Below are 11,144 nucleotides of genomic sequence, written 5' to 3' on the forward strand. Positions count from 1 at the left end.
AGCGTGACCGGTCGGTTCCGCGCGGCCTTTACATGAGGCGACGGGCTAGCCGGTCAGGCAGGGAATTGCGCGATGGCCTTTCGTTTCTTCTCTACGGTCGGCCTCGGTCTGCTGGCTCTCGCGATGCCCATTGCCATCCCGGCGAAGGGAGCGCCCGGCAAGCGGCTCGTCCTGATCGATGATGACGTTGTCGGCCTGAACGGCGCGCCCGCGCTGCTGCTTCAGGCACCGGACGTCGAGGTGCTGGGGATCACCACGACCAGTGGTTCGGTATGGCGCGATACCGCCACCGCGTATGCGTTGCGGACCGTCGAGATCCTCGGGCGTACCGACGTACCGGTGGTGCCGGGCGCAACCTATCCGCTGGTGAACAGCGAGGCTGCGACCAAGCGGTGGGAGGGGCTCTACGGTCGGCTCGAGTTCAAGGGACCTTGGACGGAGCCTGCGTCCGCCGGCGCGGGCCAGTCCACCCCCGGGACACCGTCGCCTTCGGTCGTGCCCAGCCTGCCGATCGGCGATCCCGTCACCAAGCCGTCCGGCGAGATCGCCGCCGCGTTCCTCGTCCGCATGGTCCGCGCGCACCCGCACCAGATCACGCTGTTCGCCACCGGTCCGATGACCAACATCGCGCTCGCGCAAAGTCTCGACCCGAGCTTCGCCGCGAACGTGAAGGAACTCGTCTACATGGGCGGCAGCCTCAATCCGCAGCGGTGTCTCGACACGCCCGCCGCCGCAGAGTTCGCTCGCGAGTTCGTCAATACGCCCCGGCGCGAGTTCAACATCCGCTGGGATCCCGAAGCCGCACGGATCATGGCGCACGGCGCGTGGCCGAAGGTGACGATGGTCCCGATCGACCCGTCGACGGGCACGCAGTGGACGCGCGGCTTCCTCGACAGCCTCAAGCCAGCCCACACGGCGCTCACCGACACACTTCAGACCGGGCTCGAACCGGGGTTTCCGATGTGGGACGAGATTGCGGCGATGGCTTGGCTGGAGCCGGCCATCGTCACGCGCGCCGAGGCGCTCTACATCGATTTCGACACGAGCGAGACCGCGGGATACGGCGATACCCTGTCGTGGCACGACGCATACCGCCCGCATCTCGGCGAACGCACGCAGACCGTCGTCCTTCGTGTCGACCGCGAGAAGATGGAGGCGGCAATGCGCGCGCTCTACACAAGACCTCTGAAGCGTGAACCGGCATCGCGGTAGCGACGTAGACCCGACAAGGACATTCGCCCCCTAGGGCGTCCCCCGGACGGAACATACGGAACTACCGACGCCCTTCGCCCGATATCCGAGAGCAGGTGTCACTCTTGGGACGCGCGCCACCGACGCACGGCTTCCTCATACACCTGCTTTTGCCCGCGCAGCGCGTCCTCCGCAGCCTCGATGCTGGAGGACCGAACCTGCTCCAAAGCGCGACGATCCCGCGCAAGCGCAGCCTCCCGTTCGGCAAGATCTTTCTTCTTCCGGTCGAAGTCTGCTTGTAACGACGTCAAAGCCTCCTCAGCCGCATCAAGCTCGTCGCGTTTCGGCTTGGGTTTAGGTTTGGGTTTAGCTTGAGGTTTCGCTCGCGGTTTCGCGGCAGGTTTCGGATCGGCATCGGCATCGGCATCGCGCGGCGCGGCAGGCGCCCGCTGTTCGGGCAGTGCCGCAATCTGTTCCGCGGTCGTCCCACGCGAGTGCTTCACGACCGTGCCAGGGGAGGCCAGCGGTTCCGCCATCAATGCCGGATCCGTGACTTGCTCGGCAATGCCCCGCGCGAACAGGTCGCGGTCGCTACCCCACGCCGCCAGTGCCGCCTTCTGGCTGGGCGCAGCGACATACGCATCGTAGAAACCCGCTACGGTCCGGTACACCTTCAACTTCTGGACACGCGCCATGCCAACCGATAGCGCGGCGCGCCGCTCTGCGGAAGTTGCCTGACGCAGGCCACTCGCCGATGCGACCAATCGGTGCCAGTATCTAGCGCTATAAGAAAATGGTGGACGCACTTGGGCTCGAACCAAGGACCCGCTGATTAAGAGTCAGCAGTTTTTCCAATGTTTTCAACGTCGTCTCCGACATATTCCGTATCTGTACCGCGCTACCCTACCGAGGGAGGCTTTCGTTTGTCGGAATGGTGGGCAGCACTTAGAAAGTCAGCTGCTGCGAGCGTAGCGCAAGCGTCGAGGCAATCGAAAGGCCCGTGCCTGTTGCTCGGCAGATCCTGTCAGCCATTGCGATCCCACAACGCTTCAGCGAAGCCTTGATGGTGATTGAGGCCAATCTCAGGCGCGACGCATGACCATCGACGCCTTCGTCTAGATGGCACGCCAGACTAAGCTATTCTCGTTCGTTCATATCGCTGACTACGATCCGATCTTCTAAGCGACGAAGCTCACGCTCGACAGCTTCCCGCAGCACGTCGGCCTTCTTCTTGGTACCGCGGGCCGCTTCGAGGCGCGCGATGGTTCCCTCCATAACGAGGAACCCTAATTGCTCTTTGAATTCTTTCGATCGGGTCATGCGGGCTGAACTAGCCGATCCGTAACGGCTATGCGAGCCGCCGTCCGCAGCTCAGGCACCGCATGATCATCGACACCCTCAATCGAGCCTGACGCTCATCAATCTCCATCAAAACTCAAAAGGTCTCCGCCTGGCGGGTGAGATGCGACCAGCTTAGCAGTTCGCTGACCACGGATACCCCTCTCGTCTACGTAAGCCATATCGACCTGCACATCCTCAACGGGGACACCTGGAAGATAGTCGAGTACGAACTCCTGCTGCTGGTTACTTGCAAAAAGCGGCAGTGACTGTGGAGGGTGCTGGCCGGCAAACGATAATCTAAATTGCGAGCAGGTCCGACCCGCATTCGTAAGGCCGAACCTATACGAGCGCGCGCCAGCCGAGGTAGAGTGCTCTAGATTAGAAATGATAAATCGGGGCTGTGCAGATGTCGCGGTATCAGCTTCGGCAAGTTCACGCGCCCGTTGCTCCCACGCTAGCTGCTCGCGCGATACCTCGACGAGATGTCGTTGCTGCTCTACCGAATTTCGCAATTCCTCGCCTTGTAGACGCAGGGCCTCAGAGCTGTGGCGAAGCTCAGTGCCTTGCTGAATAAACCCGAGCACAAGCCAAAGGAACGCTAGGGGAGCGAAGACGCCGGAGAGGAATGTCGCGAACTCGTCTGGCTTCATCGCTTCAAAGTTCGGCCAAATCCACCAGACGTACAGCGCGATCGCAGTCAAGTACCCCCCCGTCGCCACCCAACCGGCGATCGTGAGCCGCCTGCTTGGATTCATAGCATATCGCGTCAATGAGGAGGATGGTTCACGCATGCCTTAGATCAGCACGGCTGGGTGCTCGGCGCAACGGCTACGCCCCGTACTCCGCCCCATCATCCCGATGGACCCACCTCGACCAGATAGTCGGGGCAGGAACAGTCGGAACAGGCACAGGGCCGGTGCCCGCGCCGGATGGCGTTACTGCCGGGCTAGTGACGCCCGGAACTGCTCGAAGAGGTCGCAGAGTCTGTCGAGGGCTTCGCCTTCCATCTCCGTGACGGGGCCTCGGCCGTCGCCAAGGTCAATTGGGTCATCGGTGGTCACAGACGCTCGGGTCTTAGCCGTTGCCGACAACGCTTTATAATCAGCGGGAACGGCGTTTAAGGTAGTCTTGATGCCGACGTCCCGCGAGGGGGTGTGCATCGTGCATGTCTTGGTCCACGAGAAATCGGACATTGAGGCTCTCTGGGCAATTGGTACCTCAGCTTGACCCGCCCCGATGAGTATCGCAATGCCGTGCGCCGCTAAGCCCCGAACTCCGGCCCTTCCTCATCAGGATCGGACGCGAACAACGCAAGCCTGGATGCGTCCCGTACTGCATCGTCCTGCCGCTCGATCGACACCGCAAGTTGGTCCAGTGCCAGAGCAACATCCTCAATAGCTTGCGTCAGGATCGGTCCCTGGAGGTATGCGTGTAACTCTCGGTACGTCTCGGCATGCGCGCGGATCTCAGCGGGGGTTCTCATCATCTCGCCAAATAAACGCCGAGTTCGATCAGTAAATTGACCTGCGTCAATCCGGATCTGCTCGTCGCATTTGAACTGGTTCGGTTTCAACCGCCGGGGCACGATCTGACGCGTCTGTCGTTTCTCGGCTATTGGAGGACACCGATGGCCGAGAAACCGCTGACTGATCCGCTTATCGTTTGTGCGTCTGAGGGGAAGGTGCTCGTCGAGGGGCCGGGCGTTGCAACTACCTTGGGCGTCGAATGCGCCGCTAACCTCTCGGACGATCTGCTTGCTGCATCAAGCTCGGCACGGTTGCAGCAGCACCGTGCGATAGGACAGGGACCAAAAGGTAGACCCGCCGCAGCCGAGTAGCAGAGGGTATTCCAATCGTATTGAGCCAAAGCAGGACCACGATCCAATACGGTCGGCGCGCGTTGTCGTCGTATTGGAGAATGTTGATGCCCGATGCGCAACGGCGAGTAGAATTGGCAAGTATAGCTATTGCCTCCGGTCCGATGCAGACGGGCGTCGAGGCTCAGGATGGTTTGGTGTTTTTGACTGAACCCCTTCCGATGTCGATGACCATAGAGAACGCGCTCGCATTCGCCGGCCTCCTTATTGAGGGGGCCAGCGCCGCGGTAAAGCAGCTATCACCTCCGTCGCTCGAACCGGGCACGGAATGGGTCTGACTAGGCCCCGAATTCCGGCCCGTCGTCATTGGTGTAGAAGGCGCACGGATCGCACACCGGTCGCTGCGCCGGCCCCAGTTGGCGGGGAGGCTGGGGCTTTAGAACATCAGGGACCGGGTCGGGCAGGGTAGGTAACCCGCCTCCGAACCGGATCCGGATAAAGGCTCCGTTCGCATGCATCCCGCGCATCACAGCCGTACCCTCGTCTTCCTCCACCCTCGCCGGTTTGAAAAGCGGTCGGCGCAGGCACTGCTCGACAGCGCTCGGCAGTGGCATGCGGTAGCTATTGGCGTATCGCGCCTAACCCTTTGTTAGTAAATGTTCTTTATGGTGTTAACCTGGGCAAAAGAAGGCTTTGGCTGCCTCTCTGCTCGTTTACGCAAATAAGTGCAGGATACGAAATGTCGTTCTCGTTCTACACCATGGCGGATAAACCAGAAAATGAACGAGAACGCGAAGAAGCCATTGCAAGAAGCAGGCTCATTAACAATCCGCATGCGGACAGGCTCCGTCCAATATTGAACGATCTTCGGGCCGCTCTGAAAGTCAAATCTTCTGCCATTACCATAGTCTATCAAGACTCATCATATGTTTTGTCGGCAGTTGGTTTCCAAGCTGGCGTATATAGTCGGTCGAAATCGTTCTGCGCCCATGCCATCCTGTACCCAGACCAATTGACGATAATTCCGGACACTGGTGCGGACGAGCGTTTCGCGGGCAACCCGTTCGTGGATACAGCCCAAGGTATTAAATTCTATATTGGTGCACCTCTACGTGACGAGTACGGCACTGTACTCGGAGCGCTGTGCGCATTCGATACAAAAGCCCGTCAAATTATTTCAGACGATGTCCAAACACGAATAATCAACCTTCAGAGGGAAGCAGAAGCAACTCTCCATGACATAAGCAGGCGATCTTATGGCTCTGGCGGCCAAGCATTCAATGCCGCTACGCAAAGGGTTTGCCTGTGATGCTCGCTTGGACGTCGGGAAGTCTACGCCGACAATCGAGGTGGTGAGTTCGTCTATGCTCTCTTGCAGCAGTCGTCGGTTCGTACGGACTAGATTAAGCGGTCATAGCTGATATTGCGAATATACGCCGCCAACGGTTTCCTGGAACCGTGCAACGGACAGGGACGGCCCGCGAGCATCAGGCGTGCGCCGTTCCGCTTATAGGCGCAGATAGTTTGCCCGAATCGGTTTACCGCGCATAGGCTAGGTAAATGACGAATCCGCCTCTCCATGTCGACGTTATCGAGTTCCTCGACGATCGAAGCCTACTGGAAGAGTATCTGCGAAAAGATAGGGAGCCCGGGACCCGTGTCGTAGATGATCTACTGGCTGAGATCGCGCGGCGTAACCTCGACATATGACGGTCCGTAAAATCGTCCACCCAATCGCGGCAGATCATACGAAGGATGTCGCTGTGTTCGAGCACGACCTCGGTCCGGACGTGATCGTCCAGGTTCGCAGTGAGCGCGGACGCATCCAAGGTCCGGGGCGACGTCCTAGCGGACGGCGTACTGGTCCACTTTAAGGGCGGGACCAGTGAAGAACTCAAGGACGTGATCGTTGGCTAGCAGCCCGCAGATGTCGGAACGGGAGGTCTGGTTGAAGGCCGCTGAGATTGTCCAGGCGCATGGGCATGCAGCGCCGAGAGCCGTGCTTCATTCTCTTGGCGATATCTTTTCTAATCCCGGCGCTAGCAGCAATTGGCAGCGAATTGCGAGAGCTGTCGATCAAATCCTTTTTGCTTGTCCGCAGTAAGCCGCTTTGGGATGGACGCTTAGGCGCTGTACTTTTCACAGTTACCCTGCAACGGCGCATCGAAGCCTCGGTGACGAGATCGTCGCTTGGCCGCATCGCAAACCTAGCTGAAAAGTACGCTGCGAGTAGGCGACGCACCTTTGTCCAACCATTCGATGACGACGGTGGAGGTGGTGAACTCGTCCATGTCACCCCGTGCCAAACTTTCAGGCAAGAAAGCGAGGCCACCCCGCGCAAATTTAATCTTAACAGTTATCGTCCATCAACGCGGAGGAAGGAACGATTATGCGTCAATATCTAACTGCACTTTTTCGAGACTCTCGCGGAGCCACTGCTATTGAGTACGGCTTGATTGCCGCACTAATTGCCGTTGCTGCCATCGCTGCCATGCAGGGCTTGGGCTCTAGCCTAACCAAGACGTTCAACAACGCGGCGTCGAACATGAAGGCCAGCTGAGCGTTTGCCCGAATCGGCCGGGCCGCGCATAGGCTGTGCATATGATCGATTGCACGCATAATGAGCAGGTAAAGGCGATGCCTGATGCCGAAGTGCTCGCCGCGTACGAACGGACAAACGGCGAACCCGGCAATCCAGAAGCGGACGCCTTGCTCGCGGAGCTCAAGCGACGAAATCTCGGCGAGTGAGGCATTCCGATGTGTAATCGCGCGCGCTTCAGCGGCGAACCTGAGACGATAACGGAGCGGTTCGGGGCACGATGGCTTACCCCAAAGCCGATAGACAACCGCTTCAATCCCCGGGAGCTTTACCCGAAAAGTCGGGCCTACGTCGTGCGGGAGAAGGACGGCGAGCGCGGTCTTGATGTGATGAACTGGGACATTACCGCGGGTGCCGCTCCCTTGCCCATGACGAACGTCCGCAACCTAGCGCTGCCGCAGTGGAAGGCACTTGCCGCGAAGCCAGAGAACCGTTGCCTGATCCCGTTGACGGAGTTCTGCGAATGGACCCCGCAGCCGATCGACCAGAGCGACGGCAAGAAGCCGCTCAAGGGTGAGATGTGGTTCGACGTTATCGACCAAGATGTGTTCGCGATCGGTGGATTCTGGGGCCAGATTGGAAATGAACGATACTTCGCGATGGTGACGTGCGATCCGAATGAGATGGTCGCACCTATCCACCCGAAGGCCATGATTACGATACTCAAGCCGGCCGACCACGCGCAGTGGCTGTCCGGCAGCTACGAGGATGTCGTCGCTCTGCAGCGGCCTTACCCGGCTGATCAGATGCGCGTCCGTGGTCCCGTTTTCCCTACTCGGAAAAGTCGTGCGAATGTGTGACCTGGGAATGAGCGACCGCGACGTATGGTTGAAACCCGGCACGATCGTCGCCGAGCATGGGAGCCTTACGACCGAGTACATCATCTCCCAGCTGAGCGATGTCATCGACGATAACGTAGCCGTTGAGGACTGGCGCCGGGTCGCTACTGCGGTCGATGCCATCACAAACGCAGTGCGTCAGTAGGAGCGACATGAAGCCAAACATCGTACGGGTCGCAGACTGGGTCGCGATCATAATGATCGCAGCCTTTTTGCTCTCCCTGCCGTGGCTTGTTATGCAATATCTTCCAATAGAGCGTCGATAGGCGGATCACAGGTTGAGGCATTTATTCTGAATAGGCGCCGGATCGGCGTAGCTGACGGACGATCCCGTTAAACGACGCCGTCACGCTTTGGCTGCGGCCGATCTCGTGCTCCTGCTGCGCACCCTCCCAGAACATTACAAGCGGCCAGCGCTCAGGGCAGTGCGCCCATAGGCATCGCAGCGCCAAGCGAACCGGCACCGTGTCGACGCGACCGTCCGACGTTTCCGCCGTATGCATTCGGTGAGCGCCCTCTAGTTTGGCGCGACTGATGCTACGCGGCTTGCGCGATGGCTTCGGGGCGCTGTTGTCGAGCTTTCCATTCCCACGGCAGTATGCATTCGGTGAGCGCCCTCTAGTTTGGCGCGACTGATGCTACGCGGCTTGCGCGATGGCTTCGGGGCGCTGTTGTCGAGCTTTCCATTCCCACGGCAATAGCTCGTGAAGTCGTGTCTGCGGATGGTCGGAGATCTGCGCGATGACGTCACGGAGCCAGGCATGCGGGTCGACATCGTTGAGGCGGCAGGTCTGGATCAGCGTGTACATGGTGGCCGCCCTGTCACCACCGCGGTCAGAGCCGCAGAATGTCCAGTTCCGGCGCCCGACGGCCACGGTTCGCACCCGACGTTCCGCGGCATTGTTGGTCATGCAGATCCTGCCGTCAGACACGAAGCGGGCAAAGCTGTCCCAGCGTGACAGCATGTAGTTGATGGCCTTGGCCAGATCGCCCTTGCGCNATTGTTGGTCATGCAGATCCTGCCGTCAGACACGAAGCGGGCAAAGCTGTCCCAGCGTGACAGCATGTAGTTGATGGCCTTGGCCAGATCGCCCTTGCGCGACAGGCGGCCATATTGCTGGCGCAGGAACTGCTCGAGGTCGGCGACGAGCGGGGCGACGTGGACTTRTCGCAAGGCGAGCCGTTCGCTGGCGTTCCGACCCCAGATCACGCGTTCGGCAGCGAAGATCGCATCCATGCGGGTGACGATGTCGACGGCAAGCGGCGTCCGGCTNGGCGAGCCGTTCGCTGGCGTTCCGACCCCAGATCACGCGTTCGGCAGCGAAGATCGCATCCATGCGGGTGACGATGTCGACGGCAAGCGGCGTCCGGCTGAGGCGAGCTTCCTTGAAGAACGGGCGACGGGCGTGTGCCCAGCACGCTGCTTCCAGGATGGGTCCTGGCTTGCGGCCCGCGGCGTAGAGCGCGTCATAGCCGCTATAGGCGTCCGCCTGCAGGATGCCGGCATACTGAGCGAGCTGTCGCTGCGGATGGGCTCCTGTGCGGTCGCGGGTGTAGTAATAGCAGACGGCGGGCGGGTCTGTGCCGCCAAAGGGGCGGTCGTCGCGAACCGACGCCCATATCCTGCCGGTGATGGTCTTGCCGGCTGCCATGACCGGCACAGTCGTATCGTCATGGTGGATGCGCTCGCCGGCGAGGATGTGCGCTTCGATGAGATCGACCAGGCCGCGCAGCAGGACGGCGCCGTGCCCGACATAGTCGGCAAGCGTCGACACGCTGATGCTCATGCCTTCAGCGGCATAAGTCTCGCTCTGGCGGTTGAGCGGCTGATGAAGACCGAACTTATTGAACAGGACCATCGCCAGCAGGTTGGGGCCAGCCGATGCACGCGGAATGGGGTGGAAGGGCGCTGGCGGCTGCGTGATGGTTTCACAGGCCTTGCAGATGAACTTCTCGCGGACCGTCTGCACGACGATCCACTGGCGGGGAACGACCTCACGGCTTTCCGTGATGGTCTCGCCAATCTTCTTGAGATCCGCACCGTGGCAGCATGGGCAGCTCTCTGGGGCGGGTACGACGACACGGTGGCGGGGAAGGTCGGCAGATAGCGGAGCGCGGGTCGGCTTCTTGCGGGTGAACGGCACCACGGGAACGCCGGCTGCACTAGCTTTGGCGACCGCTATCTCAGCGGCGAGCTCATCCTCGGTCGCAGTGGCAACCACGTCCTCGAGTTGCATCTCAAGCTGGTCGAGCAACTGCCTGTGCCGCTCGGACGACTGCCCCCATTTGTCCTGACGTGCCTTGGCGATGCGTAGCTTGAGATCTTCGATGATGGCGTGTGCATCGGCGACCTGAGCCTGCGCGATGGCGGCGAATGCCTCGGCTTCGAGTTGAGCTGCACGAGCGATGAGGACGGTGTGACGCTCGGCGATCAGCAGCGCTTTGAGCGCTTCGATATCATCGGGAAGGGCCTCGATGCCGGTATTCATCGAAGCTCACTTTACAGCAGAAAACCGTCAATTTGTCGAGGAGTTTGGTGCCAAAACACCCGGAAAACTGGGCGTTTTTAGCCCGCCAGTTCGGGCCTGAACGTGTATTGTGGATTCCGCCAGTCGATGCCTTCCAGCAGGAAACCGAGTTGCCCCGCCGAGATCGAAATGACGCCGTCAGAGGTCGCCGGCCAAGTGAACCGACCGCGCTCCAGCCGTTTTGCGTAGAGCGACATTCCGAGGCCATCGTGCCATAGAATCTTCAGCAGATCGCCGCGGCGACCTCTGAAAACATAGAGGTCGCCGGCATGCGGGTTGCGTCCGAACCCCTGCTGGATCTGCATCGCCAGCGACGACATCCCCTTACGCATGTCCGTCTTGCCGGTGGCTATCCAGACCCGGGCCCCGCCTGGAACAGGGATCATGCTTTGAGCTCGCGCAACGCCGCCACCAGCAAGCTCGCAGACACGCCGCCAGCCGCACGGATGGTCACACCGCGGAGCTCGATGACCAGCATGTCGGACGCACCGTGGTCGATCTCGGGCGGATCCGCATGAACGGCCACGGCCGCAAAGCCGGTCGGCTGCGCAAGCTTGCTGCACAGGTTGCGTCGCCAACGGTAGATCGACGAGGGCGAGATATCGGCAGCGCGCGCGATAGCGGCAACCGACGCGCCAGGCACAATGGCTGCCTCCACCAGGGCAAGCTTCCGCTCGTCGCTCCAGTGGCGACGCCGCTCAACGCCGGACAGTATAGTGATCTGGGTCATCGCCACGTCTCTAGCCACGGTGCAAACCACAGTGCTTGCACCGTGGCTAACATCTCAACTCAGACCGTCACCCGCCAGATGCCTCTCACCGGATGCAGAC

Annotated in this window: 13 protein-coding genes, 1 tRNA gene and 3 pseudogenes; 7 read left to right on the forward strand and 10 right to left on the reverse strand. The window is 60.5% G+C overall.

Annotated features, from left to right (window positions below):
• The first annotated feature begins 72 nt into the window (after positions 1–72).
• Positions 73–1,212: a nucleoside hydrolase gene (locus tag ASE69_RS17510; RefSeq protein ID WP_056489343.1), complete on the forward strand. Its 1,140-nt coding sequence runs from the start codon at positions 73–75 to the stop codon at positions 1,210–1,212.
• Positions 1,213–1,310: 98 nt separating this feature from the next.
• Here ASE69_RS17510 and ASE69_RS17515 read toward each other — a convergent pair whose 3' ends face one another.
• The 5 genes from ASE69_RS17515 to ASE69_RS23065 form a co-directional block, all read right to left on the reverse strand.
• A complete protein-coding gene (locus tag ASE69_RS17515) occupies positions 1,311–1,886 on the reverse strand; it encodes a hypothetical protein (RefSeq protein ID WP_056489345.1) in 576 nt (191 codons plus the stop codon).
• Positions 1,887–1,985: 99 nt separating this feature from the next.
• Positions 1,986–2,065 (reverse strand) — tRNA-Lys (locus ASE69_RS17520).
• Positions 2,066–2,328: 263 nt separating this feature from the next.
• Complete coding sequence (locus ASE69_RS17525) at positions 2,329–2,511, reverse strand: hypothetical protein (protein ID WP_056489347.1); 183 nt, start codon at positions 2,509–2,511, stop codon at positions 2,329–2,331.
• 98 nt (positions 2,512–2,609) lie between these two features.
• Positions 2,610–3,233, reverse strand: coding sequence for a hypothetical protein (locus ASE69_RS17530; RefSeq protein ID WP_156362385.1), 624 nt, complete (start codon positions 3,231–3,233; stop codon positions 2,610–2,612).
• Positions 3,234–3,793: 560 nt separating this feature from the next.
• A complete protein-coding gene (locus ASE69_RS23065; protein WP_235518921.1) occupies positions 3,794–4,105 on the reverse strand; it encodes a hypothetical protein in 312 nt (103 codons plus the stop codon).
• Between the two features lie 350 nt (positions 4,106–4,455).
• Between ASE69_RS23065 and ASE69_RS22240 the strand changes: the two genes are divergently transcribed.
• The 6 genes from ASE69_RS22240 to ASE69_RS17560 all read left to right on the forward strand — a co-directional run bounded on the left by ASE69_RS22240 (position 4,456) and on the right by ASE69_RS17560 (position 7,931).
• Positions 4,456–4,686, forward strand: coding sequence for a hypothetical protein (locus ASE69_RS22240; protein ID WP_156362386.1), 231 nt, complete (start codon positions 4,456–4,458; stop codon positions 4,684–4,686).
• 401 nt (positions 4,687–5,087) lie between these two features.
• Positions 5,088–5,657: a GAF domain-containing protein gene (locus ASE69_RS21575; RefSeq protein ID WP_082453197.1), complete on the forward strand. Its 570-nt coding sequence runs from the start codon at positions 5,088–5,090 to the stop codon at positions 5,655–5,657.
• Between the two features lie 1,080 nt (positions 5,658–6,737).
• Positions 6,738–6,908 carry a Flp family type IVb pilin gene (locus ASE69_RS17550; protein WP_056489358.1) on the forward strand — a complete coding sequence of 57 codons (171 nt, stop codon included), beginning with the start codon at positions 6,738–6,740 and terminating at the stop codon, positions 6,906–6,908.
• 41 nt (positions 6,909–6,949) lie between these two features.
• On the forward strand, positions 6,950–7,096 hold the full coding sequence (locus ASE69_RS22245; RefSeq protein ID WP_156362387.1) for a hypothetical protein: 147 nt from the start codon (positions 6,950–6,952) through the stop codon (positions 7,094–7,096).
• Between the two features lie 9 nt (positions 7,097–7,105).
• Positions 7,106–7,747, forward strand: coding sequence for an SOS response-associated peptidase family protein (locus ASE69_RS17555; RefSeq protein WP_056489360.1), 642 nt, complete (start codon positions 7,106–7,108; stop codon positions 7,745–7,747).
• Positions 7,748–7,754: 7 nt separating this feature from the next.
• Positions 7,755–7,931 carry a hypothetical protein gene (locus ASE69_RS17560; protein WP_156362388.1) on the forward strand — a complete coding sequence of 59 codons (177 nt, stop codon included), beginning with the start codon at positions 7,755–7,757 and terminating at the stop codon, positions 7,929–7,931.
• 493 nt (positions 7,932–8,424) lie between these two features.
• On the opposite strand, the pseudogene ASE69_RS23070 reads toward ASE69_RS17560, so the two are convergent.
• From ASE69_RS23070 to tnpA, 5 genes and pseudogenes are all read right to left on the reverse strand, one after another.
• Positions 8,425–8,785: pseudogene (locus ASE69_RS23070) on the reverse strand (IS66 family transposase); the annotation flags it as partial.
• A gap of 1 nt (position 8,786) precedes the next feature.
• Positions 8,787–9,059: pseudogene (locus tag ASE69_RS23075) on the reverse strand (IS66 family transposase); the annotation flags it as partial.
• Between the two features lies 1 nt (position 9,060).
• Positions 9,061–10,275: pseudogene (tnpC, locus tag ASE69_RS17570) on the reverse strand (IS66 family transposase); the annotation flags it as partial.
• A gap of 77 nt (positions 10,276–10,352) precedes the next feature.
• On the reverse strand, positions 10,353–10,700 hold the full coding sequence (tnpB, locus tag ASE69_RS17575) for an IS66 family insertion sequence element accessory protein TnpB (protein WP_056489367.1): 348 nt from the start codon (positions 10,698–10,700) through the stop codon (positions 10,353–10,355).
• Positions 10,697–11,044: an IS66-like element accessory protein TnpA gene (gene tnpA / locus ASE69_RS17580; protein ID WP_156362389.1), complete on the reverse strand. Its 348-nt coding sequence runs from the start codon at positions 11,042–11,044 to the stop codon at positions 10,697–10,699. The genes tnpB and tnpA overlap by 4 nt, the downstream gene beginning before the upstream one ends.
• Positions 11,045–11,144 lie beyond the last annotated feature (100 nt).

The sequence above is a fragment of the Sphingomonas sp. Leaf208 genome, assembly GCF_001421415.1.
Classification (GTDB): Bacteria; Pseudomonadota; Alphaproteobacteria; order Sphingomonadales; family Sphingomonadaceae; genus Sphingomonas.

What these genes read in the sequence shown, in the direction of transcription:
- ASE69_RS17550 (WP_056489358.1), top strand. Translation starts at nt 6,738, where the DNA reads ATGCGTCAATATCTAACTGCACTTTTTCGAGACTCTCGCGGAGCCACT.
- ASE69_RS17525 (WP_056489347.1), bottom strand. Translation starts at nt 2,511, where the DNA reads ATGACCCGATCGAAAGAATTCAAAGAGCAATTAGGGTTCCTCGTTATG.
- ASE69_RS22245 (WP_156362387.1), top strand. Translation starts at nt 6,950, where the DNA reads ATGATCGATTGCACGCATAATGAGCAGGTAAAGGCGATGCCTGATGCC.
- ASE69_RS21575 (WP_082453197.1), top strand. Translation starts at nt 5,088, where the DNA reads ATGTCGTTCTCGTTCTACACCATGGCGGATAAACCAGAAAATGAACGA.
- ASE69_RS17560 (WP_156362388.1), top strand. Translation starts at nt 7,755, where the DNA reads ATGAGCGACCGCGACGTATGGTTGAAACCCGGCACGATCGTCGCCGAG.
- ASE69_RS17555 (WP_056489360.1), top strand. Translation starts at nt 7,106, where the DNA reads ATGTGTAATCGCGCGCGCTTCAGCGGCGAACCTGAGACGATAACGGAG.
- ASE69_RS17510 (WP_056489343.1), top strand. Translation starts at nt 73, where the DNA reads ATGGCCTTTCGTTTCTTCTCTACGGTCGGCCTCGGTCTGCTGGCTCTC.
- ASE69_RS17515 (WP_056489345.1), bottom strand. Translation starts at nt 1,886, where the DNA reads ATGGCGCGTGTCCAGAAGTTGAAGGTGTACCGGACCGTAGCGGGTTTC.
- ASE69_RS22240 (WP_156362386.1), top strand. Translation starts at nt 4,456, where the DNA reads ATGCCCGATGCGCAACGGCGAGTAGAATTGGCAAGTATAGCTATTGCC.
- tnpB (WP_056489367.1), bottom strand. Translation starts at nt 10,700, where the DNA reads ATGATCCCTGTTCCAGGCGGGGCCCGGGTCTGGATAGCCACCGGCAAG.
- tnpA (WP_156362389.1), bottom strand. Translation starts at nt 11,044, where the DNA reads ATGACCCAGATCACTATACTGTCCGGCGTTGAGCGGCGTCGCCACTGG.